The 23671-nt window shown below is 47.2% G+C and carries 18 protein-coding genes and 5 tRNA genes; 1 reads left to right on the forward strand and 22 read right to left on the reverse strand.

What is annotated here, in order from left to right; genetic code table 11:
- Positions 1-147: 147 nt before the first annotated feature.
- The 21 genes from tuf (J2W69_RS16870) to murB form a co-directional block, all read right to left on the reverse strand.
- Complete coding sequence (gene tuf / locus J2W69_RS16870) at positions 148-1332, reverse strand: elongation factor Tu (RefSeq protein ID WP_233080737.1); 1185 nt, start codon at positions 1330-1332, stop codon at positions 148-150.
- A gap of 53 nt (positions 1333-1385) precedes the next feature.
- Complete coding sequence (gene fusA / locus J2W69_RS16875) at positions 1386-3500, reverse strand: elongation factor G (protein WP_008899787.1); 2115 nt, start codon at positions 3498-3500, stop codon at positions 1386-1388.
- A gap of 27 nt (positions 3501-3527) precedes the next feature.
- Positions 3528-3998 (reverse strand): 30S ribosomal protein S7, encoded by a 471-nt coding sequence (gene rpsG, locus J2W69_RS16880; protein ID WP_008899788.1) that lies wholly within the window; start codon positions 3996-3998, stop codon positions 3528-3530.
- Positions 3999-4080: 82 nt separating this feature from the next.
- Complete coding sequence (gene rpsL / locus J2W69_RS16885) at positions 4081-4458, reverse strand: 30S ribosomal protein S12 (RefSeq protein ID WP_008899789.1); 378 nt, start codon at positions 4456-4458, stop codon at positions 4081-4083.
- 149 nt (positions 4459-4607) lie between these two features.
- Positions 4608-8789 carry a DNA-directed RNA polymerase subunit beta' gene (rpoC, locus tag J2W69_RS16890; protein WP_008899790.1) on the reverse strand — a complete coding sequence of 1394 codons (4182 nt, stop codon included), beginning with the start codon at positions 8787-8789 and terminating at the stop codon, positions 4608-4610.
- Positions 8790-8868: 79 nt separating this feature from the next.
- On the reverse strand, positions 8869-12894 hold the full coding sequence (rpoB, locus tag J2W69_RS16895) for a DNA-directed RNA polymerase subunit beta (protein ID WP_300931231.1): 4026 nt from the start codon (positions 12892-12894) through the stop codon (positions 8869-8871).
- Positions 12895-13070: 176 nt separating this feature from the next.
- Positions 13071-13436, reverse strand: a complete 366-nt coding sequence (gene rplL / locus J2W69_RS16900; RefSeq protein ID WP_008899792.1) for a 50S ribosomal protein L7/L12 — start codon at positions 13434-13436, stop codon at positions 13071-13073.
- A 75-nt stretch (positions 13437-13511) separates the two neighbouring features.
- On the reverse strand, positions 13512-13997 hold the full coding sequence (gene rplJ / locus J2W69_RS16905; protein ID WP_233010941.1) for a 50S ribosomal protein L10: 486 nt from the start codon (positions 13995-13997) through the stop codon (positions 13512-13514).
- A 307-nt stretch (positions 13998-14304) separates the two neighbouring features.
- Positions 14305-15006: a 50S ribosomal protein L1 gene (gene rplA, locus J2W69_RS16910; protein ID WP_264344872.1), complete on the reverse strand. Its 702-nt coding sequence runs from the start codon at positions 15004-15006 to the stop codon at positions 14305-14307.
- Positions 15007-15009: 3 nt separating this feature from the next.
- The gene (gene rplK / locus J2W69_RS16915) at positions 15010-15438 is read right to left on the reverse strand and encodes a 50S ribosomal protein L11 (RefSeq protein ID WP_053426135.1); all 429 of its coding nucleotides are present in this window, start codon (positions 15436-15438) and stop codon (positions 15010-15012) included.
- Positions 15439-15561: 123 nt separating this feature from the next.
- Complete coding sequence (gene nusG / locus J2W69_RS16920; RefSeq protein WP_086003576.1) at positions 15562-16089, reverse strand: transcription termination/antitermination protein NusG; 528 nt, start codon at positions 16087-16089, stop codon at positions 15562-15564.
- A 15-nt stretch (positions 16090-16104) separates the two neighbouring features.
- Complete coding sequence (gene secE / locus J2W69_RS16925; protein WP_310280686.1) at positions 16105-16479, reverse strand: preprotein translocase subunit SecE; 375 nt, start codon at positions 16477-16479, stop codon at positions 16105-16107.
- 82 nt (positions 16480-16561) lie between these two features.
- Positions 16562-16638: transfer RNA gene (locus J2W69_RS16930), tRNA-Trp, on the reverse strand.
- 359 nt (positions 16639-16997) lie between these two features.
- On the reverse strand, positions 16998-18182 hold the full coding sequence (gene tuf / locus J2W69_RS16935; RefSeq protein ID WP_233080737.1) for an elongation factor Tu: 1185 nt from the start codon (positions 18180-18182) through the stop codon (positions 16998-17000).
- A 77-nt stretch (positions 18183-18259) separates the two neighbouring features.
- Positions 18260-18335, reverse strand: a tRNA-Thr gene (locus J2W69_RS16940).
- A gap of 13 nt (positions 18336-18348) precedes the next feature.
- Positions 18349-18423, reverse strand: a tRNA-Gly gene (locus J2W69_RS16945).
- A gap of 28 nt (positions 18424-18451) precedes the next feature.
- A tRNA-Tyr gene (locus J2W69_RS16950) sits at positions 18452-18536 on the reverse strand.
- Between the two features lie 10 nt (positions 18537-18546).
- Positions 18547-18622: transfer RNA gene (locus tag J2W69_RS16955), tRNA-Thr, on the reverse strand.
- A gap of 108 nt (positions 18623-18730) precedes the next feature.
- Positions 18731-19426 (reverse strand): type III pantothenate kinase, encoded by a 696-nt coding sequence (locus tag J2W69_RS16960; protein ID WP_310280688.1) that lies wholly within the window; start codon positions 19424-19426, stop codon positions 18731-18733.
- Positions 19426-20430 carry a bifunctional biotin--[acetyl-CoA-carboxylase] ligase/biotin operon repressor BirA gene (gene birA / locus J2W69_RS16965; RefSeq protein ID WP_310280690.1) on the reverse strand — a complete coding sequence of 335 codons (1005 nt, stop codon included), beginning with the start codon at positions 20428-20430 and terminating at the stop codon, positions 19426-19428. The genes J2W69_RS16960 and birA overlap by 1 nt, the downstream gene beginning before the upstream one ends.
- The gene (gene murB, locus J2W69_RS16970; RefSeq protein WP_310280692.1) at positions 20420-21412 is read right to left on the reverse strand and encodes a UDP-N-acetylmuramate dehydrogenase; all 993 of its coding nucleotides are present in this window, start codon (positions 21410-21412) and stop codon (positions 20420-20422) included. The genes birA and murB overlap by 11 nt, the downstream gene beginning before the upstream one ends.
- 158 nt (positions 21413-21570) lie before the next feature.
- Between murB and J2W69_RS16975 the strand changes: the two genes are divergently transcribed.
- The gene (locus tag J2W69_RS16975; RefSeq protein ID WP_310280694.1) at positions 21571-21990 is read left to right on the forward strand and encodes an acyl-CoA thioesterase; all 420 of its coding nucleotides are present in this window, start codon (positions 21571-21573) and stop codon (positions 21988-21990) included.
- Positions 21991-22107: 117 nt separating this feature from the next.
- Here the strand turns inward: J2W69_RS16975 and J2W69_RS16980 are convergent, their stop codons facing one another.
- Complete coding sequence (locus J2W69_RS16980) at positions 22108-23496, reverse strand: pre-peptidase C-terminal domain-containing protein (protein WP_310280696.1); 1389 nt, start codon at positions 23494-23496, stop codon at positions 22108-22110.
- Positions 23497-23671 lie beyond the last annotated feature (175 nt).

The following is a 23671-nucleotide window of genomic DNA, read 5'->3' on the forward strand; positions in this document are numbered from 1 at the left end:
AGCATGTTCAACAGGCAAATTCAAACAAACGTTTGAATTTTTCAAAAAGAGTCAGAGAGGCTTTGTATTGAAGAACAGACAATTACGAAAAGGATAAAAGAGTGATAAAAAAAGGCCCCGAAGGGCCTTTTTTAAAAGTTCTGGTTATTACGCCAGTACTTTAGATACTACACCAGCACCTACTGTGCGGCCACCTTCACGGATTGCGAAGCGTAAACCTTCGTCCATCGCGATTGGGTTGATCAGTTCAACAACAAACTTCAGGTTGTCGCCTGGCATTACCATCTCTACGCCTTCTGGCAGTTCTACTGAACCAGTTACGTCAGTGGTACGGAAGTAGAACTGTGGACGGTAACCTTTGAAGAATGGAGTATGACGACCACCTTCTTCTTTTGATAATACGTACACTTCACCTTCGAACTTGGTGTGTGGCTTGATTGAACCTGGCTTCGCTAATACCTGACCACGTTCTACGTCTTCACGTTTAGTACCACGTAACAGCGCGCCGATGTTCTCGCCTGCACGACCTTCGTCTAACAGTTTACGGAACATTTCAACACCAGTACAAGTAGTTGTCACTGTGTCTTTCAGACCCACGATTTCTACTGACTCACCTACTTTAACGATACCTTGCTCTACACGGCCTGTTACTACAGTACCACGACCAGCAATTGAGAATACGTCTTCGATTGGCATGATGAATGGCTTATCAATAGCACGTACCGGCTCTGGGATGTAAGAATCTAAAGCTGCTGCCAGCTCAAGGATTTTTGGTTCCCACGTTGCATCGCCTTCCAGACCTTTTAACGCTGAACCACGGATTACCGGCAGGTCATCACCTGGGAAATCGTAGTCTGACAGAAGTTCACGAACTTCCATCTCCACCAGCTCTAACAGCTCTTCGTCGTCTACCATGTCACATTTGTTCATGAATACAACGATGAAAGGTACACCTACCTGACGAGATAACAGGATGTGCTCACGCGTCTGTGGCATTGGACCGTCAGTCGCTGCTACTACCAGGATTGCGCCGTCCATCTGAGCAGCACCAGTGATCATGTTTTTAACATAGTCAGCGTGGCCTGGGCAGTCTACGTGGGCGTAGTGACGAGTTGGTGTATCGTATTCAACGTGAGAAGTGTTGATCGTGATACCACGAGCTTTCTCTTCTGGCGCTTTGTCGATTTGATCGAAAGCGAATGCCTGACCACCGTAGTGCTTAGCAAGTACGTTAGTGATAGCAGCAGTTAAAGTAGTTTTACCGTGGTCAACGTGACCGATGGTGCCTACGTTAACGTGCGGTTTATTACGTTCGAATTTAGCCTTAGCCATTTTAATTACCTTCTGTTAAATAGATCCAACTTAAAGTGGACCAAATTAAGTGATTAATCGTTACTACCAGTACTACTACGAGCTGCAATAATTGCTTCAGTCACGTTGTTTGGTGCTTCCATATACTTCAATGGTTCCATTGAATAAGAAGCACGGCCCTGGGTCAATGAACGCATGCTGGTTGCATAACCAAACATTTCGGACAAAGGAACCTGAGCATCAACGATCTTGATACCACCAGGAGCATCTTCCATACCGTTGATGATACCGCGACGACGGTTTAAGTCACCAACGATGTCACCCATGAAGTCTTCCGGTGTTACCACTTCAACTTTCATGACGGGTTCAAGGATCACTGGCTTAGCTTGCAGTGCGCCTTTTCTGAAGCCCATAGAGGCGGCAACTTTGAACGCCATTTCGTTTGAGTCCACATCGTGGTATGAACCATCGAATACGGTAACTTTCACGTCAATGACCGGGTAACCAGCAAGGATACCGTTTTTCATCTGTTCGATAATGCCTTTGTCGATAGCAGGAATGTATTCTTTTGGAATCACACCACCAACGACAGCGTTAACGAACTCATAGCCTTTGCCTTCTTCCTGAGGTTCGATTTTCAGCCAGCAATGACCAAATTGACCGCGACCACCAGATTGACGAACAAATTTACCTTCAACTTCAGTGCTGGCGCGAATAGTTTCGCGATAAGCGACCTGAGGTTTACCAACGTTAGCTTCCACTTTGAATTCGCGTTTCATACGATCCACGATGATTTCCAAGTGCAGCTCACCCATACCTGAAATAATAGTCTGGCTGGTTTCTTCGTCGGTGTGAACACGGAAAGATGGATCTTCTGCAGCAAGTTTGCTCAGAGCGACACCCATACGTTCCTGGTCAGCTTTGGTTTTTGGTTCCACTGCAACAGAAATTACCGGCTCCGGGAATTCCATACGTTCCAGCGTAATGATGTGATCAGGGTCACATAAAGTGTCACCTGTAGTCACATCTTTAAAACCTATACCGGCAGCAATATCACCAGCACGAACTTCTTTGATTTCCTGACGGTCATTGGCATGCATCTGAACGATACGGCCAATACGCTCTTTCTTGTGTTTTACCGGGTTATAAACGCTGTCACCAGAGTTAATCACGCCAGAGTAGCAACGGAAAAAGGTCAATGTGCCAACAAATGGGTCAGTTGCGATTTTAAACGCAAGTGCCGCAAATGGCGCATCGTCATCAGCATGGCGTAAGCCTTCTGATTCATCTTCGTTAATACCCTTAATAGCTTTGACTTCAGTCGGTGATGGTAAGTATTCAATCACGGCATCAAGCATCGCCTGAACGCCCTTGTTTTTGAATGCAGAACCACAAAGCACAAGAACCACTTCGTTAGAAAGAGTACGTTGACGCAAGGCCGAACGGATTTCGTCTTCAGTCAGCTCACCGCCTTCCAAATAACGTTCCATCAGCTCTTCATTGGCTTCAGCTGCTGCTTCTACCATGTTTGCACGCCACTCTTCACACTCAGCCAGCATGTCCGCAGGGATCTCTTCGTACGTGAAGGTCATACCCTGGTCAGCTTCGTTCCAGTTGATTGCTTTCATTTTTAACAAGTCAACCACGCCACGGAAGTTCTCTTCAGAACCAATAGGTAACTGAATAGGCACTATGGTGTGATTCAGACGGTCACGGGCTTGCTTCACAACACGCAGGAAGTTAGCGCCGGTGCGGTCCATCTTGTTAACAAAGATCAAACGTGGAACTTCGTATTTATTTGCCTGACGCCATACTGTTTCGGTCTGAGGCTGAACGCCTGAAGAACCACACAGCACGACAACAGCACCATCCAGAACACGCAGGGAACGTTCTACTTCAATGGTGAAGTCAACGTGCCCCGGTGTATCGATGATGTTTACACGATGTTGAGGGAACTGGCCCTGCATACCACGCCAAAAGGTCGTAGTAGCAGCAGACGTGATAGTGATACCACGCTCCTGCTCCTGTTCCATCCAATCCATCGTGGCGGCGCCGTCATGAACTTCACCGATCTTGTGAGACAAGCCGGTATAGAACAAAACTCGTTCAGTTGTCGTGGTTTTACCCGCGTCAACGTGAGCACAAATACCAATGTTCCGGTAAAGCTCAATAGGAGTTGTACGTGCCACAATCGAATCCTCTTAAAAAGGTCTGTCTTACCAACGGAAATGAGCGAAAGCTTTGTTCGCTTCAGCCATACGGTGAACGTCTTCACGTTTCTTAACAGCAGAACCTTTATTCTCAACGGCATCCAGCATTTCACCAGCTAAACGCTGGGCCATTGATTTCTCGCCACGTTTACGGGCAGCTTCAACCAACCAACGCATAGCTAAAGCGTTACGACGAACCTGACGAACTTCACATGGAACCTGGTAAGTAGAACCACCCACACGGCGTGATTTAACTTCAACAGTAGGACGAATGTTGTCTAATGCAACTTCGAACAGATCCAGCTCTGGTTTTTTAGATTTTGTCGCAGCGATGTCTAATGCGCCGTATACAATTGATTCAGCTGTAGATTTTTTACCGTCGATCATTACGACGTTTACGAACTTGGCAAGTAATTCACTTCCGAACTTAGGATCTGGAAGGATTTTACGTTGACCTATGACGCGTCTTCTTGGCATTCGAAACTCCGATTGCTTCAGGGGATTCCAAAACTTTTAATGAAAAAAGTTACTTAGTTTGGCCTTACTTAACGGAGTTAAGTTATTTGTTCTTCGGCCGCTTGGCGCCGTATTTAGAACGGCCTTGCTTACGATCTTTAACGCCTGCACAGTCTAAAGTGCCGCGTACGGTGTGATAACGCACACCTGGAAGGTCTTTTACCCGGCCGCCACGGATCAGAACAACACTGTGTTCCTGTAAGTTGTGGCCTTCACCGCCGATGTAAGAAGTCACTTCGAATCCGTTAGTTAAACGAACACGGCATACTTTACGTAATGCAGAGTTTGGCTTCTTAGGTGTGGTGGTGTATACGCGGGTACAAACACCACGCTTCTGTGGGCAAGCTTCGAGCGCCGGCACGGTGCTCTTAGAGACCACCTGGCTGCGCGGCTTACGCACTAGCTGGTTGATTGTTGCCATTAAATACTCCTGGTTAATAACTACCTATAAACGTGAAAATTCCGCACCCAAAATTGGGGCTGCGGAATTCTACTGGTCAACCTTTGACCTGTCAAGGAACAAAAAGGGATGGTCAATTGCTGGCGACCATCCCAATCTGCGGCTTCGGCTTATTCGTCGTTGCCAGACAAGTCCATATTCAGAGCATCAGTCAGAGCTTGTTCAGCACTTTCTGCACTCATCGCCGGTTCAGCGACTTCGCCATTGGCGACACGTTGACGCTGACGGATACGGTTTTGATGATACGCAAAACCAGTACCTGCCGGGATCAAACGGCCGACAATTACGTTTTCTTTCAGGCCACGCAGCTCGTCGAATTTTCCGCCGACTGCAGCTTCTGTTAATACGCGCGTTGTTTCCTGGAACGACGCCGCAGAAATGAAAGAGTCCGTTGACAGTGATGCTTTGGTAATACCTAACAACGACCGCTCGTACTTCGCAGGGATTTTACCTGCAGCTTCCAGTTCAGCGTTTGCAATATTAACGCGTGACACTTCCGCCATTTCACCTTCTAAGAACTCGCTGCTGCCCGGGTGAATGATTAAACATTTCCGCAGCATTTGACGAATAATAGTTTCGATGTGCTTGTCGTTAATTTTAACGCCTTGCAGACGGTATACATCCTGTACTTCGTTCACGATGTAACTGGCTACATGGTGGATACCACGTAAGCGCAGGATATCGTGTGGTGACTCTGGACCTTCGGAGATCACTTCACCTTTCTCGATACGTTCACCTTCAAACACGTTCACCTGACGCCATTTCGGGATCATCTCTTCATGAGAATCACCTTGCTCTGGTGTAATAACCAGACGACGTTTGCCTTTGGTTTCTTTACCGAAGCTGATGACACCAGAGATTTCCGCCAGTATGGCAGGATCTTTTGGCTTACGGGCTTCGAACAAGTCGGCAACGCGTGGCAGACCACCCGTGATGTCGCGTGTTTTCGAGCTTTCTTGTGGAATACGGGCTAATACAGCACCTGCTTTTACGTTCGAACCATCAGTCACTTCAATAGTGGTGAAGCTCGGTAAGCGGATTTCCTGTAATGCACCGTCGTCCATTTCTAAAATTAACTTAGGTTCTTTCGCATTGGCCTTGGACAGGTCTTTTACCACAGTACGGGTTAAACCAGTCAGGTCGTCCTGCTGAACTTCAGTGTTGGTATCATCGATATCGCTGTGCGAAACCTTGGCACCACGTTCTACGATAATTGGGTGAGAGTGCGGATCCCAGCTTGCAACGATCTGGCCAGAAACGATTTTTGCATTGTCGTCTGTGGCTAAAATAGAACCGTATGGCAGCTTGTAACGCTCTTTCTCACGACCCATGTCGTCGAACACAGTCACTTCGGCTGAACGTGACGTGATAACAATTTTGTTGTCACTGTTACGTACGAACTTCGCATTGTGTAACTTCAGGATACCTGAGTTCTTCACCTGTACGCTGTTCTCAGCTGATGACCGCGATGCAGCACCACCGATGTGGAATGTACGCATCGTTAACTGTGTACCTGGCTCACCGATGGACTGAGCAGCGATAACGCCTACAGCTTCACCAGCGTTGATGATGTGGCCACGGGCCAAATCACGACCGTAACACTTGGCACAAACACCAAAGTTGGTCTGACAGGTAATTACAGAACGAACATACACTTCGTCAATCGAGTTTTTCTCAATCGCATCACACAGCTTCTCGTCTAACATGGTGCCGTCTTCAACCAGCACTTCGCCAGTTGCAGGAACTACCACGTCGCCGATCACAACACGACCTAACACGCGCTCACGCAGACCTTCTACAACGTCACCACCTTCAATCAGTGGCTTCATCATGATGCCTTCTGTTGAGCCACAGTCAGATTCAGTCACGACTAAATCCTGTGCAACGTCAACCAGACGACGAGTCAGGTAACCGGAGTTTGCTGTTTTTAACGCTGTATCCGCCAAACCTTTACGAGCACCGTGAGTAGAGATGAAGTACTGAAGTACGCTCAAGCCTTCACGGAAGTTCGCTGTAATTGGCGTCTCGATGATTGAACCATCTGGTTTAGCCATCAGACCACGCATACCGGCTAACTGACGGATCTGAGCTGGTGAGCCCCGTGCGCCAGAGTCGGCCATCATATAAACAGAGTTAAATGACGGTTGAGTGACTGTGTTGCCATCGCGATCTACAACTGACTCTTTCGATAAGTTGTCCATCATCGCCTTAGATAAGGCTTCGTTGGCTGTTGACCAAATGTCGATAACTTTGTTGTACTTTTCACCGGCCGTTACTAAACCTTGTTGGAACTGGTCCTGGATCTCAGCCACTTCAGCTTCTGCAGCAGAAATGATATCAACCTTGGCTGCCGGGATGACCATATCGTCAATACCAACAGAGACACCAGACAACATGGCGTAATGGAAACCTGTGTACATGATCTGATCCGCTAAAATAACGGTATTTTTCAGACCAATACGACGGTAAGAGCCGTTCAGTAAACGTGAAATCTGTTTCTTACCCATAGCCTGGTTGATTGAATCAAAGGCTAAGCCTTCCGGCATGATGGAGTACAGAATGGCACGGCCTACTGTAGTGTCGCGTACACGAGTATCTGAAGAACGGGTGCCGTCTTCGGCAATAGTTACTTCAGTGATACGTACTTTGACACGGGCGTGTAAGCTGGCAACACCGGCACGGAATGCTTTTTCAGCTTCCTTGGCATGTTTGAAGATCATGCCTTCGCCTTTGGCGTTTACCGCGTCACGCGTCATGTAATACAGACCCAATACAACGTCCTGTGAAGGAACTATGATTGGCTCGCCGTTCGCTGGCGACAGAACGTTGTTCGTCGACATCATCAGCGCACGGGCTTCTAACTGAGCTTCAATGGTCAGAGGCACGTGAACGGCCATCTGGTCACCGTCGAAGTCGGCGTTGTATGCAGCACACACCAATGGGTGTAACTGGATAGCCTTACCTTCGATCAGTACAGGTTCGAATGCCTGAATACCTAAACGGTGCAGTGTAGGAGCACGGTTTAACAGCACCGGGTGTTCACGGATCACATCGTCCAGAACGTCCCATACAGCGCCTTCTTCACGTTCAACCATCTTTTTAGCCGCTTTAATAGTAGTGGCTAAACCGCGGGCTTCTAACTTACCGTAGATGAAAGGCTTGAATAACTCTAAAGCCATTTTCTTTGGTAAACCGCACTGATGCAGACGTAAAGTAGGACCTACTGTGATAACAGAACGGCCTGAGTAGTCAACACGCTTACCTAACAAGTTCTGACGGAAACGACCTTGTTTACCTTTGATCATATCGGCCAAAGATTTCAGAGGACGCTTGTTCGAACCCGTGATAGCGCGACCGCGACGACCGTTATCTAACAACGCATCCACAGCTTCCTGCAACATACGCTTTTCGTTACGTACTATGATATCAGGAGCTGAAAGGTCCAGAAGACGTTTCAGACGGTTGTTACGGTTGATCACACGGCGGTATAAATCGTTCAGATCAGAAGTGGCAAAACGGCCACCGTCCAATGGAACTAAAGGACGCAGATCTGGTGGCAGTACTGGCAGTACTGTCATGATCATCCACTCTGGCTTGTTGCCAGAAGTGTGGAATGCTTCCATCAGTTTCAGACGTTTGCTGATCTTTTTACGTTTGGTTTCAGAGTTGATAGTTGGCAACTCTTCACGCATTTGTTTGATTTCCGTCGCAAGTTCAATGCCACGTAAAATGTCCAGAATTGCTTCTGCACCCATTTTGGCTTCGAACTCGTCGCCGTGCTCTTCCAGCACGTCCAGATATTCTTCTTCAGTCAACATCTGACGACGTTCTAAAGAAGTCATGCCTGGTTCGGTCACAACATAAGATTCAAAATACAATACACGTTCGATATCACGTAATGTCATATCTAACAGCAAACCGATACGGCTTGGCAGTGATTTCAGGAACCAAATGTGGGCTGTTGGGCTGGCCAGTTCAATGTGACCCATACGCTCACGACGTACTTTAGTCAGAGTGACTTCAACACCACATTTTTCACAGATCACACCACGGTGCTTTAAGCGTTTGTATTTACCACACAGACACTCATAGTCTTTTACCGGGCCAAAAATCCGTGCACAAAACAAACCGTCGCGCTCTGGCTTGAAGGTACGGTAGTTGATCGTTTCAGGCTTTTTCACTTCACCAAAAGACCATGAACGGATCATGTCTGGTGAAGAAAGGCCGATACGAATCACATCGAACTCTTCAGTTTTAGTTTGTTGTTTCAGAAACTTTAATAAGTCTTTCACCTTTGCTCTCCTGTAAGAGGTTAACCAGCAAGGGGCGGCGTGCCGCCCCGGACAATTCGATTAGTTTTCCTAACCGGGGTTATTCCTCTTCCAATTCGATGTTGATACCGAGTGAACGGATCTCTTTCATCAATACGTTGAAAGATTCTGGCATGCCTGGTTCCATGCGGTGGTCGCCATCCACGATGTTCTTATACATCTTGGTACGGCCATTCACGTCATCAGACTTGACTGTTAACATCTCTTGCAGCGTGTATGCTGCGCCGTATGCTTCCAGAGCCCACACTTCCATCTCACCGAAACGCTGACCACCAAACTGAGCTTTACCGCCCAATGGTTGTTGAGTAACCAGACTGTATGAACCAGTAGAACGGGCGTGCATCTTGTCGTCTACCAAGTGGTTCAGTTTCAGCATGTACATGTAACCAACAGTAACCTTACGTTCGAAGGTATTGCCGGTACGACCATCATACAATGTGATCTGACCGCTGGTCGGTAAGTCACCTAAAGCCAGGAGTTCTTTGATTTCGCTTTCTTTGGCGCCATCAAATACCGGTGTAGCTACAGGTAAACCCTTACGCAGGTTTTCTGCTAAACGACGCACTTCGTCATCTGTGAAGCTGGCGATATCAACGTTTTGACGTGACTCACCCAGCTCGTAGACCTTTTTCAGGAAGGCACGGATTTCCGCAACTTCTTTCTGGTCTTTGATCATGCCGTCAATCTTGTCACCTATACCACGGGCCGCTAAGCCTAAGTGAGTTTCAAGGATCTGACCGATGTTCATACGAGACGGTACACCCAGCGGGTTCAATACGATATCAACCGGCTGACCTTTTTCGTCATATGGCATGTCTTCAACTGGAACAATGGTAGAAACCACACCTTTGTTACCGTGACGACCGGCCATCTTGTCACCAGGCTGGATACGACGTTTCACAGCTAAGTACACTTTAACAATCTTCAGAACGCCTGGAGCTAAATCGTCACCCTGAACAATCTTGCGACGTTTGGCTTCGAATTTCTTATCGTATTCAATACGGATTTCTTCGTACTGAGCCGCTAATTGTTCCAGATCGTTTTGCTTATCTTCATCAGCCAGGCTGTAGCCTAACAGAGCATCACCACGTAAGCCGTTCAGCTTAGTGCGGTCAACGCCTGTGCTTTCAACCAGGTTGCGGGCACGTGAGAAGATACCTTCTTCAAGGATACGGAATTCTTCATTCAGGTCTTTCTTAGCCTGTTTGACTTCCATTTCTTCGATTTCACGGGCACGTTTGTCTTTTTCAACGCCATCACGGGTGAAGACCTGAACGTCGATAACAGTACCAGTTACAGAGTTAGGCACACGTAATGAACTGTCTTTTACGTCAGAAGCTTTTTCACCGAAGATAGCGCGTAACAGTTTTTCTTCCGGAGTCAGCTGGCTTTCACCTTTAGGTGTCACCTTACCAACCAGAATGTCGCCGCCTTTCACTTCTGCACCGATGTAAACGATACCGGCTTCGTCCAGCTTAGATAAAGCAGACTCACCTACGTTTGGAATATCGGCAGTGATTTCTTCAGGCCCTAACTTAGTATCACGAGCGATACAGCTCAGTTCCTGAATGTGAATAGTGGTTAAGCGATCTTCCTGTACTAAACGCTCGGATAACAAGATCGAATCTTCGAAGTTGTAACCGTTCCACGGCATGAATGCCACGCGTAAGTTTTGACCTAAAGCCAGTTCACCTAAGTCCGTAGACGGACCATCGGCCAGTACATCACCACGTTCAATCGGCTCACCATGATTCACACATGGGCGCTGGTTGATACAGGTGTTCTGGTTAGAACGGGTGTATTTAGTCAGGTTGTAGATGTCGATACCGGCTTCACCGGCGACCATTTCTTCTTCGTGTACTTTGATAACGATACGGCTGGCGTCGACATAGTCAACAGTACCACCACGTTTCGCCACAACAGTTACACCAGAGTCTTTGGCGACAACACGTTCTACACCAGTACCTACTAACGGCTTATCAGCACGTAAGGTAGGAACGGCCTGACGTTGCATGTTTGAACCCATTAATGCACGGTTGGCGTCATCGTGTTCCAAGAACGGGATCAGAGCAGCAGCAACAGATACGATCTGCTGTGGTGCAACGTCCATATACTGAACCTTATCGGCCGGCATTAAGGTGAATTCGTTTTTGTAACGGCACGGTACTAAATCTTCAACCAGACGGTTTTCTGCGCTTAACTCGGCGTTCGCCTGAGCGATAACAAAGTTACCTTCTTCAATCGCAGATAAGAAATCGACTTCGTCAGTCACAATACCATCTTCAATTCGACGGTAAGGTGTTTCGAGGAAACCGTATTCGTTGGTTTGAGCAAACATAGACAGCGAGTTGATCAAACCGATGTTTGGACCTTCTGGCGTCTCGATTGGACAAACACGACCGTAGTGTGTTGGGTGAACGTCACGTACTTCGAAGCCTGCGCGCTCACGGGTCAAACCGCCCGGGCCTAACGCAGAAATACGACGTTTGTGCGTTACTTCTGACAGTGGGTTGTTCTGGTCCATAAACTGAGACAGCTGGCTTGAACCAAAGAACTCTTTCACCGCAGCAGAAATAGGCTTAGCGTTGATCAGATCCTGTGGCATCACAGCGTCCAGATCACCTAAAGACAGGCGCTCTTTTACTGCACGTTCCACACGAACTAAACCAACACGGAATTGGTTTTCAGCCATTTCACCAACAGAACGGATACGTCTGTTACCTAAGTGGTCGATATCGTCCACTTCGCCTTTACCGTTACGAATGTCGATTAAGACTTTCATGACAGCCAGGATATCGTCTTTGGATAAAACGCCTACGCCTTTGCCTTCTTCGAAGTTAACACGACGGTTAAACTTCATACGACCTACAGTAGACAGGTCATAACGGTCTTCAGAGAAGAACAGGTTTTCAAATAAAGTTTCAGCAGCTTCACGCGTTGGTGGCTCGCCTGGACGCATCATACGGTAGATTTCTACCAATGCTTCCATGCGGTTGCTGCTTGGATCGATCCGGATGGTTTCAGAAATATATGAACCCTGGTCCAAATCGTTAATGTAAAGAGTTTCGAAACTTTCGTAGCCCGCTTTTGCTAGTTTTGCTAACAGCTCCAGTGTGAGCTCTGCGTTCGCCTCGGCAATAATCTCTCCGGTTGAACGGTCAGCGTAATTTTTTGATAAAACGCGGCCTACTACATATTCATGTGGAACTTCCATCAGTGTCATGCCAGTTTTTTCTAACTGACGCACATGACGGGCAGTAATACGACGACCAGCTTCAACTATCACTTCGCCATCGTTGTCTTTGATATCAAAAGCAGCTGTTTCACCACGTAAGCGGTTTGCCACCACTTCCATCAACAGTTTGCCGTCTTTAATCTCAAAACGGGTGCTTTCGAAGAAAGTACTTAAAATTTCTTCAGTACTTAAGCTCAGCGCACGTAATAAAATAGTGGCTGGCAATTTGCGGCGACGATCGATACGCACGAACAGGTTATCTTTGGCATCGAACTCAAAGTCTAACCATGAACCACGGTAAGGGATCACGCGGGCATTGTATAAAACCTTGCCTGAGGAGTGAGTCTTGCCACGGTCGTGGTCAAAGAACACACCCGGGCTACGGTGCAGCTGAGAAACGATAACACGTTCAGTACCATTGATTACAAAAGTACCGTTTTCAGTCATCAACGGGATTTCGCCCATATAGACTTCTTGTTCACGGATATCTTTGATTGTACCTGGTACTTCTTTATCAAATAACACCATGCGCAGTTTGACACGCAGCGGAGCTGAGTAAGTCACACCACGAATTTGGCACTCTTTGACGTCAAAAACCGGCTCGCCAATGCGGTAGCTGACATATTGCAGCTCGGCACTACCTGAGTAGCTTTTAATTGGGAATACAGAACGGAATGCAGCTTCTAAGCCGTATCCACCTTCTGGATCAGGTTCGATAAATTTGCTGAACGATTCAATTTGAATCGACAACAGATATGGCACATCCAGCACTTGTGGACGTTTGCCGAAGTCCTTACGGATACGTTTCTTTTCAGAATAAGAGTAAGTCATGGGGTTCCTCAGCTAGCTGATTTTTTACCCTACCTACCCTCTAGGGGCGGCTTGAATGTCGCCGACATGGCAACATTAGGGTGGGGAAAATCAATGTCCCACAGCGCAAAAAGGCCGGTGGTTATTTCACCACCAGCCTAGCCTGAAATCAGGCGTATAATCTAGAAAAATCTAGATTATTTAACTTCAACAGTAGCACCAGCTTCTTCTAACTCTTTCTTCAGAGCTTCAGCTTCGGCTTTAGAAACTGCTTCTTTAATTGCAGCTGGAGCAGCTTCAACTAAATCTTTAGCTTCTTTCAGGCCTAAACCAGTAGCGCCGCGAACAGCTTTGATTACTGATACTTTGTTAGCGCCAACAGCTGCCAGAATTACGTTGAATTCTGTTTGTTCTTCAACAGCAGCAGCTGGACCAGCAGCAACTGCAACAGCAGCAGCAGCAGAAACGCCGAATTTTTCTTCCATAGCGCTAACTAATTCTACAACTTCCATTACAGACATTGCAGCGATAGCATCTAAGATTTGATCTTTAGTAACTGACATTGCTCAGATTCCTAAATTAAGGGGACGTATCCCGTATTAAACTTTAATTCCAAACAAAACGTAAAATTACGTTGTTTAGGCTTGTTTTTGGTCGCGAACTGCGGCGATGGTACGTACCAATTTGCCGGCTGCTGCTTCTTTCATAGTGCTCATTAAACGTGCAATAGCTTCGTTGTATGTTGGCAACGATGCTAAAACGTCAATGCTTACTGTGGCGCCATTGAAGGCTGCGCCTTTCAGCTCAAACTTAGCATTTTCTTTCGCGAAATCTTTGAAGATACGCGCTGCAGCACCTGGGTGCTCTTTAGAGAATGCAATCAGTGTTGGGCCAACGAACGCGTTGCTTAAACACTCGAACTCGGTGCCAGCTACTGCACGGCGTACCAGCGTGTTACGGACAACTTTCATCCATACGCCAGCTTCACGGGCCTGCTTACGCAGATCAGTGATTTTGCCTACAGTAACACCGCGAGCGTCTGCAACTACCGCAGATAAAGCACCTATGGCAGCTTCCTGAACTTCAGCAACGATCGCTTTTTTGTCATCAAGCTTAATAGCCATTGGCTCTTAACTCCTGGTTCTTCCAGACGGTATTGTCTGGTTGCCTACACAACGTTAAGCAGTAAAAACTACTGTTTAACGCGCGATTTACGGTGAGAGCCAGATTGATAGGAATCTTTCTGGGGCTAACACCGTCTGCGTAGGTTGTGCTTTTAAGCCACGCCTTTTAAAAAAATTTGCGGCACCTACGGTCTTGGACGGAAGCCGAAAACTTTGTAAACAAAGCCCGGCTTCTACCCGAATTTTTGAGCGCGAGATTATAAAATAACCACGCGCTCCTGTAAAGCAGCTATTTCAGTGAACTGAATTAGACTTTGGCGTCCAAAGAAGCCTGGTCTAAAACGATACCTGCGCCGTGAGTAGTAGAAATGGTTACTTTCTTGATGAAAACACCTTTTGCTACAGATGGCTTAGCACGCTTTAATGCAACTAACAGAGACTCGATGTTCTCTTTCAGTTTGTCAGTGTCGAAGTTAACCTTACCGACTGTAGAATGGATGATACCATTCTTGTCGTTACGGTAACGAACCTGACCAGCTTTAGCGTTTTTCACTGCTTCAGCAACGTTTGGAGTCACTGTGCCAGTTTTAGGGTTAGGCATTAAACCACGTGGGCCTAAGATCTGACCTAACATACCAACAACACGCATTGCGTCTGGAGAAGCGATAACAACATCAAAGTTCATCTCGCCTTTCTTAACTAATTCAGCTAAGTCTTCCATACCCACGATGTCAGCGCCTGCAGCTTTAGCAGCTTCAGCGTTAGCACCCTGAGTGAACACAGCAACACGTACAGTGCGGCCAGTACCGTGTGGTAACACAGTAGCGCCACGAACGTTTTGATCTGACTTACGTGCGTCGATACCCAGGTTGATAGCAACATCAACTGATTCAACGAACTTGCCAGCTGTTAATTCTTTTAATAACGCAACTGCGTCATTGATCGCGTATTCACGAGTAGAATCTACTTTTGAACGGATTAATTTAGCACGCTTTGATAATTTAGCCATTGATTAACCCTCCACCACTAAGCCCATTGAACGGGCAGTACCAGCAATAGTGCTCAGTGCTGCTTCGTCGCTACCTGCTGTTAAATCAGCACGTTTGATCTTAACGATCTCTTCCAGCTGAGCAACAGTTACTTTACCCACTTTCTGGGTATTAGGACGGCCTGAACCACCTTTTAAACCAGCAGCTTTCAGTAATAAGAAAGAAGCAGGTGGGGTGCGGGTTTCAAATGTAAATGAGCGGTCGCTGTATACAGTGATCACTACTGGAATAGGCATGCCTTTTTCCAGTGACTCTGTACGGGCGTTGAAGCCTTTACAGAATTCCATGATGTTCACACCGTGTTGACCCAATGCTGGACCAACTGGTGGCGACGGGTTTGCCATACCAGCTTTAACTTGTAATTTTACAAGTGCCGTGACTTTCTTTGCCATGTTTCACCTCAATTTAGGGTATTCGCCTCGTAAGTGCGAGGACACTTACTCAAACGGCTCCCCTGACGTTAAAAAAGGCCGCGATTATATTTTAATCAGCGGCCCGATACAAACTATTTCTGCTTAGGCTTTTTCGACCTGGCCAAATTCCAGTTCAACAGGAGTAGAACGACCGAAAATCAGAACTGACACCTTCACGCGGCTTTTCTCGTAATCTACTTCTTCTACTACGCCGTTAAAGTCAGCAAATGGACCTTCAGTCACACGCACTACTTCACCTGCTTCGAACAGAGTCTTAGGTTTCGGCTTATCAGCGTTGTCCTGCAGACGGTTCAGAATTGTGTCAGCTTCTTTCTGGCTGATAGGTGCCGGACGGTCGGAAGTACCACCGATAAAACCTAATACACGTGGCACGCTTTTCACTAAGTGCCATGCTTCTTCACACATTTCCATCTGCACTAAAACGTAGCCAGGGAAAAATTTGCGTTCAGACTTACGTTTCTGACCAGCGCGCATTTCAACAACTTCTTCAGTTGGAACCAGCACTTCGCCAAACTTGTCTTCCATTTGTTGGATCTTGATATGCTCACGCAATGAAGTCGCTACGCGCTGTTCAAAACCCGAAAAAGCCTGAACTACATACCAACGCATTTTTCCTGACATAACTTAGATCCCCAGACCTGTGATAAATGATACAAGGCTTAATAAAATTGAATCTAAGCCCCAAAGTAATAATGCAACAATCAAGGTTGCAACCATTACAATAATAGTGGTTTGCATTGTTTCCTGACGGGTTGGCCATACAACTTTGCGAACTTCAGTTCTGGCTTCTTTCGCAAACTCAATAAATGCAGAGCCCTTGCTGGTTTTGGCTGCAATAAAAGCCGCCAAACCGACTAAAACCACTATGCTTGCAGCTTTTTCAACTGCAGAAAACTCATATATATAGTTCGCTGCGACCATCAGGGTCAGCAGAACTAAGACGCTCAGCCATTTCACTAAATCTAAGCCGCCTTTTGGGGTTTCACTCGTTGCATTCATGCTTTAACTCACTTTCCCATGGCTTGTTGTTACAAGCTACTACTTCGACTAACGTGCAAAACACCTTAGCGCCTAATATAAGTGGCAGGGGCGGAGGGATTCGAACCCCCAACCATCGGTTTTGGAGACCGCTGTTCTACCAATTGGAACTACGCCCCTACAGAAAATTGCATCAACCGCTAAAGCAGTCCCGCAAAAATAGCCGCTCATTATACTGTCTTAGACGACTAAAACAAGATAAGGATCCGACTTGAAACTATTTAATCAGGGTTTGCTGTGTCGAACTCAAGCCTGTGGTTGTTAATTTTGCGGCTTAAGCTAACAAAGCATCATCATTAAATACTACCTATATAGCCAAAGTAATTGGAGTTGCAGGGAGGCGGCAAGTGATTGAGACGCCAGGAGCATAGTTTCCTATGTGACTGGTGCGAAACCACGCAGCCAACAAAGCTGCAGCTTCAAGTAAGAAGGCTATATAAAAAAGGGCCCCGTTGGAGCCCTTTAAAAAGTTCTGACTATTACGCCAGTACTTTAGATACTACACCAGCACCTACTGTGCGGCCACCTTCACGGATTGCGAAGCGTAAACCTTCGTCCATCGCGATTGGGTTGATCAGTTCAACAACAAACTTCAGGTTGTCGCCTGGCATTACCATCTCTACGCCTTCTGGCAGTTCCACTGAACCAGTTACGTCAGTGGTACGGAAGTAGAACTGTGGACGGTAACCTTTGAAGAATGGAGTATGACGACCACCTTCTTCTTTTGATAATACGTACACTTCACCTTCGAACTTGGTGTGTGGCTTGATTGAACCTGGCTTCGCTAATACCTGACCACGTTCTACGTCTTCACGTTTAGTACCACGTAACAGCGCGCCGATGTTCTCGCCTGCACGACCTTCGTCTAACAGCTTACGGAACATTTCAACACCAGTACAAGTAGTAGTCACTGTGTCTTTCAGACCCACGATTTCTACTGACTCACCAACTTTAACGATACCTTGCTCTACACGGCCTGTTACTACAGTACCACGACCAGCAATTGAGAATACGTCTTCGATTGGCATGATGAATGGCTTATCAATAGCACGTACCGGCTCTGGGATGTAAGAATCTAAAGCTGCTGCCAGCTCAAGGATTTTTGGTTCCCACGTTGCATCGCCTTCCAGACCTTTTAACGCTGAACCACGGATCACCGGCAGGTCATCACCTGGGAAATCGTAGTCTGACAGAAGTTCACGAACTTCCATCTCCACCAGCTCTAACAGCTCTTCGTCGTCTACCATGTCACATTTGTTCATGAATACAACGATGAAAGGTACACCTACCTGACGAGATAACAGGATGTGCTCACGCGTCTGTGGCATTGGGCCGTCAGTCGCAGCAACAACCAGGATTGCGCCGTCCATCTGAGCAGCACCAGTGATCATGTTTTTAACATAGTCAGCGTGGCCTGGGCAGTCTACGTGGGCGTAGTGACGAGTTGGTGTATCGTATTCAACGTGTGAAGTGTTGATCGTGATACCACGAGCTTTCTCTTCTGGTGCTTTGTCGATTTGATCGAAAGCGAATGCCTGGCCGCCGTAATGCTTAGCCAGTACGTTAGTGATAGCAGCAGTTAAAGTAGTTTTACCGTGGTCAACGTGACCTATGGTGCCTACGTTAACGTGCGGTTTATTACGTTCGAATTTAGCCTTAGCCATAAATAGACCCTTTTTAACAAACGGCGGTTGAATGAAATAAGTGTTTTTTGATTGTATAACAAGAGAGGCTTTTAAGATGGTGCTGATACCCAGAATCGAACTGGGGACCTCATCCTTACCAAGGATGCGCTCTACCGCCTGAGCTATATCAGCAACTTGATCTGTTTGGAGCGGGCAGCGGGAATCGAACCCGCATCATCAGCTTGGAAGGCTGAGGTAATAGCCATTATACGATGCCCGCGGCCTACTCGTAGCTATTGCACTGAAAATGGTGGAGGGGGAAGGATTCGAACCTTCGAAGGCAGTGCCGGCAGATTTACAGTCTGATCCCTTTGGCCACTCGGGAACCCCTCCACTATACTAATGGTGCCGCTTATCCGAGTCGAACGGATGACCTACTGATTACAAGTCAGTTGCTCTACCAACTGAGCTAAAGCGGCACTACGTCAGTGGGTGCGAATTCTAGTGGAATGACCCACCCCACGCAACAGGAAATAAAAAAAAACTTATAAATTCTGGCCTGAATGCTCAATAAGTACACAAAATGGTCAATTCGGCTGAATATAACGGGCTAATCCCTGAAAGATCAGTTGAGATTCGAGCTGAATGGGCAGATCCGCCAGGTATTTTTGCAAAAGCAAGGAATCACCACCCGTTAGAATAATCAGCTGCGTTGGTTTAATTGCCCATGCCTGACGAATAGCTCCCACTAAGGCAGCAATAGCGCCCTGATATAAAGCTGTGGCTGTATCAGTAGCGGGCGACAACAACTCGGTTTCCAGTTCTGCTGAAAATACTTTGGCTGTTTTACTTAATACGGCTTCCTGCTGCAGTTTTTGCCCGGCTAAAATCCAGCCGCCCTGATGTGTTCCTGTGCTGCTTAACCAATCAATAGTTAAAGCAGTGCCGGCGTCTGCTATTAACAGATCTGTATTGGGGTATAACTCTGCTGCAGCAACTAACGCCAACCAGCGGTCCACCCCTAATAAATGCGGCTGCTGATAACTATTAGTCACGCCAAAAGCCTGAGCGTCACTGCGGATTTGAATAAAAGGGATAGCAGAAGGAATTTGTTGGCGTATTGCCAATACCCGGTCGTCCGCCGCCACACTGGCGCAATACACTGCATTTATTGATGACCACTGTTCTGCGCTGATGTTTTCCAGCTGTATTTCCGTAAGAGCGCCGACATCATGTAAACGGGCTTTGCTGCGGCTATTGCCTATATCCAGTAATAATTCCATCAAAGCGCCTTTCTTAAGCTAAGTTCACCGCCATAAAAGCTTTGCTTCTGGCCATTGATATCCAGCACCAGCCCCCCCTGCGCATCCACACCTGCACAAAAACCTGTGATGGTTTGACTGCCACTGGACAAAGTCACCTGCTCCCCGGCAAATTGATCCAACAGATTAAAAGCCTGCACATAACCGGCAAATCCCTGCTGACTGAACTGCTGCAATTCCAGCACCAGCTGATGCTGTAACAAAGCCACCAGCAAATTACGGTCAATGTGCTGGCCTAAAGCCGAAGTTAAATCGGCCCAGGGTTGATCGACGGCTTTATCAGTCTGATCCGGCATACGGATATTTAAACCCAAGCCTATCACCACATCACACTGGGCATGAGTCTGACCCGCCAGTTCAACTAAAATGCCACCGAGTTTTTTATGTTCCAGGTATAAATCATTGGGCCATTTTAACCGCACTGGTAATTGCCATTGTTGTTGCAGCACTTTAGCGACTGCCAGCCCTACCACTAAACTTAAGCCCATAGCGGCCTGAATGCCTTGCTCCAGTTGCCAGTACATCGAAAAATACAAATTGCAGCCAAAGGGTGAAAACCACTGCTTACCCCGTCGGCCCCGGCCAGCGGTCTGGGCTTCTGCTACCAGCACAGCGCCTTTTTCCAGCCCTACCCCATCTTTAAGCTTTTGCATCAGCTGGCTGTTGGTGGAATCTGTTACGGACTGCACCCAAACCGGCGCCTGTTGTTGCTGCCGTTGTTTAATCAGCGCTGCATCAAGCAACTGCACAGGCTGGGCCAGACGATAGCCTTTGCCTTTAATTTTGTATAAATCCAGACCATAGTGCTGCAATTGCTCTAAGTGTTTAGCCACAGCAGTGCGACTGATACCCAGTTGTTCGCCCAGCCATTGGCCTGAACATAAAGCGCCATCGGCCAGATAATGCACCAGTTGCCGCTGTACGATCAGGCTATGGGGTAAAGTTTTACGCTGTTCACTGGCCAAGTAAGCGCACCTCAGGTTCCAGCTGAACCGCAAATTGTGTCAGGACTTTTCGCTGGATCAGGGCAATCATTTGCTGTAATTCTGCGGCTGTACCCTGGCCAAAATTCACCAGCACCAGCGCTTGTTTTTCATAACAGCCGACATCGCCAATACGCTGACCTTTTAAACCTGTTTGTTCTATCAGCCAACCAGCCGCCAGTTTAACCTGACCATCAGCTTGTGGATAAAACGGCATTGCCGGATAAGAATGTTGAATAGCGTCAAACACAGACTGGCTGACCACAGGGTTTTTGAAAAAGCTACCACAGTTTGGCAATACGGCCGGGTCTGGTAATTTGGACTGACGCACAGCGATCACAGCCTGTGCAACGTCAGCAACACTGCTGTGTTGGTTTAAATGCTCCAGGCCTTTGTAACCTGATTTCGGCTGGCCCTGCTTTTTCAGCGTCAGACCCACAGCCACAATCACCCCCTGACCGGCCAGCAGGCTTTTGAACAGACTGTCACGGTAGGTAAAACCACAATCATTTTTGTTTAAACGCTGCACCTCACGGCTTTGCCAGTGAAAAAAATCGACATAGTCACAGCAGTCGGCCAGCTCTGCGCCATAAGCACCAATATTTTGTACCGGAGCAGCACCTACGCTGCCAGGTATTAAGGATAAATTTTCCAGACCCCACCAACCCTGAGCTACAGTCCAGCTGACCAGTTGATGCCAGTTATCCCCTGCTTCTATATGCAGTTGCACTTGTTGATCGTTTTCTGACAGCACAGTCCTGCTTTTGGCTAAATAACGTAATACAGTGCGGTTTTGATCAGTCAGGAAAATACTGTTGCTACCCTCGCCCAATACCAAAGGCGGGACTGCAGGCTGAAAAGCTATTAACTCAGCCAATGAGTCCAACTCGACCAATTCGGCAAGTTGTGTATCCAATGCAAAAGTGGAATAGGATTTAGCAGAGAGCTGCTGTAACAGACGCATAAAAGCACCAAAAAACCAAAGTGCGCTTATTCTACTGAATCCAGAGCAGCAGACCAAAAAAATCTCAGTGTTGGGCAGGAAAAAACGCCATTAACCCAAAGCGAAATTTATGGCATCATGGCCCATACAGATCCAAGCAGGTCCAACCAGAGAGTTTTATGTTACATCACACTTTTATTAAAGTCCGGGGTTATCACCTTGATGGTTATCAGCACGTCAATAACGCCCGCTACTTAGAATTTTTGGAAGAAGCACGCTGGGGTTATCTGGAGCAACATGGCGATATCGAACATTTTGAACGGCTGGGTCTGGCCTGGGTGATCGTCAATATCAATATTAACTACAGAGCTCAGGCTACTATGGGCCAGCAACTGCGTATTGATACCGAATTCAGTGCTATTAATACCAAAAGCTCTGTCATTCATCAGAAAATTTGGCTGGACGGTACTGACACATTAGTGGCCGACGCCAATATTACTTTTGTTTGTTTGGATAAAAATACCGGTCGTGCAGTGGTGATTGAAGGGGATTTAAAAAACCGTCTTGAGCCTCGTCTGGCCAATCAGGCGGCCAGTTAAAGCAAAACCCGTTAAAACAAAAAGAGAAGCCAGTCCTTTGGCTTTTTTTTATTCCATCTACTTAGCCCTTAGTACGGGCTGCTGCATGTATAGAAACTTGCTTTACTGCTATCCAGACTAATAGGGGCTAGTTGGTGTGTAGAAACTTGCTTTACTGCCATCCAGACTGATACGGGTTGGCACTATAGAAGTAGTGTTATTAATCAGGTTGTACTGATCGCCGCTCACCAGTTTATACCGCAACAGGTTATTGACCTTCACAGGCTGGCCACAGCTGGTTTGAGCATACACAGTCTGAGCATCAGATTTCAGGATATAGACTTCGTTAGTGCCATCCACTATGCCCTGTCCTGCACTGTTAACAAACAACGAAGTCGCTTCTGAAATAGCAACTACACGGCTGGCAGCTCCAACTTTCGCCTGAAACACCATAGAGCGCCCCATCCGATCACGTTGACGGAAGTGGGTATCGTTGATCACGCCTTGCATCGCAGGGAAGTTCAGGAAACCTGTACTGATGTTGATGGTTTCATGGCAGAAATCCGTCACTGCTTCAGCACTGATAGCACCAGCTACCCCATCCGGATCATAAATATGCTGACTCAGCACATGGTCACCAGCTGAAGTACCACCCACTACACCACCTTTGTCATACACATGCTGAATAGCAGCCTGAACCTTGGTGCCTTGCCAGGCATTCAGATAAGCCGACTGATCACCACCTGCCAGCCAGACAAACTCAGCCGAGCGGATAGCCCAGTCCACATAATCCATATTGGCTTTGGTCACTGTATCCACAATAATAGTTTCGACAGAAGCTGCATTGGTTAAGCCCTGCAGGTAACTGTTATACGCATTGGTGCCAGAAGTACGCAAAACTACAATATTACCCCCCTGGATATGCGGTCCTACTCTCAGGCTAAAAGCATTATCCACATCAGTGCCACCGCCCATCAACAATAAGGCAGGGTTGGACAAGGTGACGCAAGTGTCAGTGGCAGAGCCTGTCATATAACTGGTTAAATTGCTGGGTTTTGACGGCCGGGCGCCGTAGTTACAGCCTCCTGTTGGAGGAGGATTTTCACCACCGCCGCCGCCCGTACTACCGACAAAGTTTGCAGTCAGTTGATAGGTGCCAGTACCGCTATAACGGGTCACTTTAATGTAATGCCGCCCTGCCGGGGATGCGGTATAAGTACCGGTTTCCGGATTAGCACTGCTTTGGCCCGACATAATGTAACTACCTGAGCTGCGATACAAAAACCAGTCAAAGTCTTTGCCAGAGCCATGACTTAAACTGACGCTGATATCTCCGGTTGCTGTGGTGTCAAAATAATACCAGTCGACATCCGAACTACTGCCTATGCTGGCGGCTACTGCGGTGCCACTGCATAAAGCCCCATCGGCTGCGCTTTCGGTATTATTGTTTTCGCTTTCTTGTTGCAAACAGGCGAAGCTGTGGCTGCTGAATAGCAACGCCAACACGCCTAAGAGAGGTGCTTTCATTTTTATTTTCCTGCTTCTTTTTATGATTTTAAAACGGCCAAAGGCCATGGTTTTACAGGCAGCCGCAAAGCTGCATATAAAATTCGGTCAGATTAATTGCGGATATTTATTCGTCGAACCACTCGGACAAGTGGTAATCAGTGGAGCACGCATGCAGATTTGCCGGAGCTGCTGT

The organism is Rheinheimera soli (genome assembly GCF_031457405.1).
Taxonomy (GTDB): domain Bacteria; phylum Pseudomonadota; class Gammaproteobacteria; order Enterobacterales; family Alteromonadaceae; genus Pararheinheimera; species Pararheinheimera soli_A.

Bases quoted from the DNA above. Each gene is read 5' to 3' on its own strand.
- rpoB (WP_300931231.1), bottom strand. From the start codon at position 12,894: ATGACTTACTCTTATTCTGAAAAGAAACGTATCCGTAAGGACTTCGGC.
- rplK (WP_053426135.1), bottom strand. From the start codon at position 15,438: ATGGCAAAGAAAGTCACGGCACTTGTAAAATTACAAGTTAAAGCTGGT.
- rpsL (WP_008899789.1), bottom strand. From the start codon at position 4,458: ATGGCAACAATCAACCAGCTAGTGCGTAAGCCGCGCAGCCAGGTGGTC.
- tuf (WP_233080737.1), bottom strand. From the start codon at position 18,182: ATGGCTAAGGCTAAATTCGAACGTAATAAACCGCACGTTAACGTAGGC.
- rplA (WP_264344872.1), bottom strand. From the start codon at position 15,006: ATGGCTAAATTATCAAAGCGTGCTAAATTAATCCGTTCAAAAGTAGAT.
- rpsG (WP_008899788.1), bottom strand. From the start codon at position 3,998: ATGCCAAGAAGACGCGTCATAGGTCAACGTAAAATCCTTCCAGATCCT.
- murB (WP_310280692.1), bottom strand. From the start codon at position 21,412: ATGCGTCTGTTACAGCAGCTCTCTGCTAAATCCTATTCCACTTTTGCA.
- J2W69_RS16975 (WP_310280694.1), top strand. From the start codon at position 21,571: ATGTTACATCACACTTTTATTAAAGTCCGGGGTTATCACCTTGATGGT.
- rplL (WP_008899792.1), bottom strand. From the start codon at position 13,436: ATGTCAGTTACTAAAGATCAAATCTTAGATGCTATCGCTGCAATGTCT.
- rplJ (WP_233010941.1), bottom strand. From the start codon at position 13,997: ATGGCTATTAAGCTTGATGACAAAAAAGCGATCGTTGCTGAAGTTCAG.
- tuf (WP_233080737.1), bottom strand. From the start codon at position 1,332: ATGGCTAAGGCTAAATTCGAACGTAATAAACCGCACGTTAACGTAGGC.
- nusG (WP_086003576.1), bottom strand. From the start codon at position 16,089: ATGCGTTGGTATGTAGTTCAGGCTTTTTCGGGTTTTGAACAGCGCGTA.
- secE (WP_310280686.1), bottom strand. From the start codon at position 16,479: ATGAATGCAACGAGTGAAACCCCAAAAGGCGGCTTAGATTTAGTGAAA.
- J2W69_RS16960 (WP_310280688.1), bottom strand. From the start codon at position 19,426: ATGGAATTATTACTGGATATAGGCAATAGCCGCAGCAAAGCCCGTTTA.
- J2W69_RS16980 (WP_310280696.1), bottom strand. From the start codon at position 23,496: ATGAAAGCACCTCTCTTAGGCGTGTTGGCGTTGCTATTCAGCAGCCAC.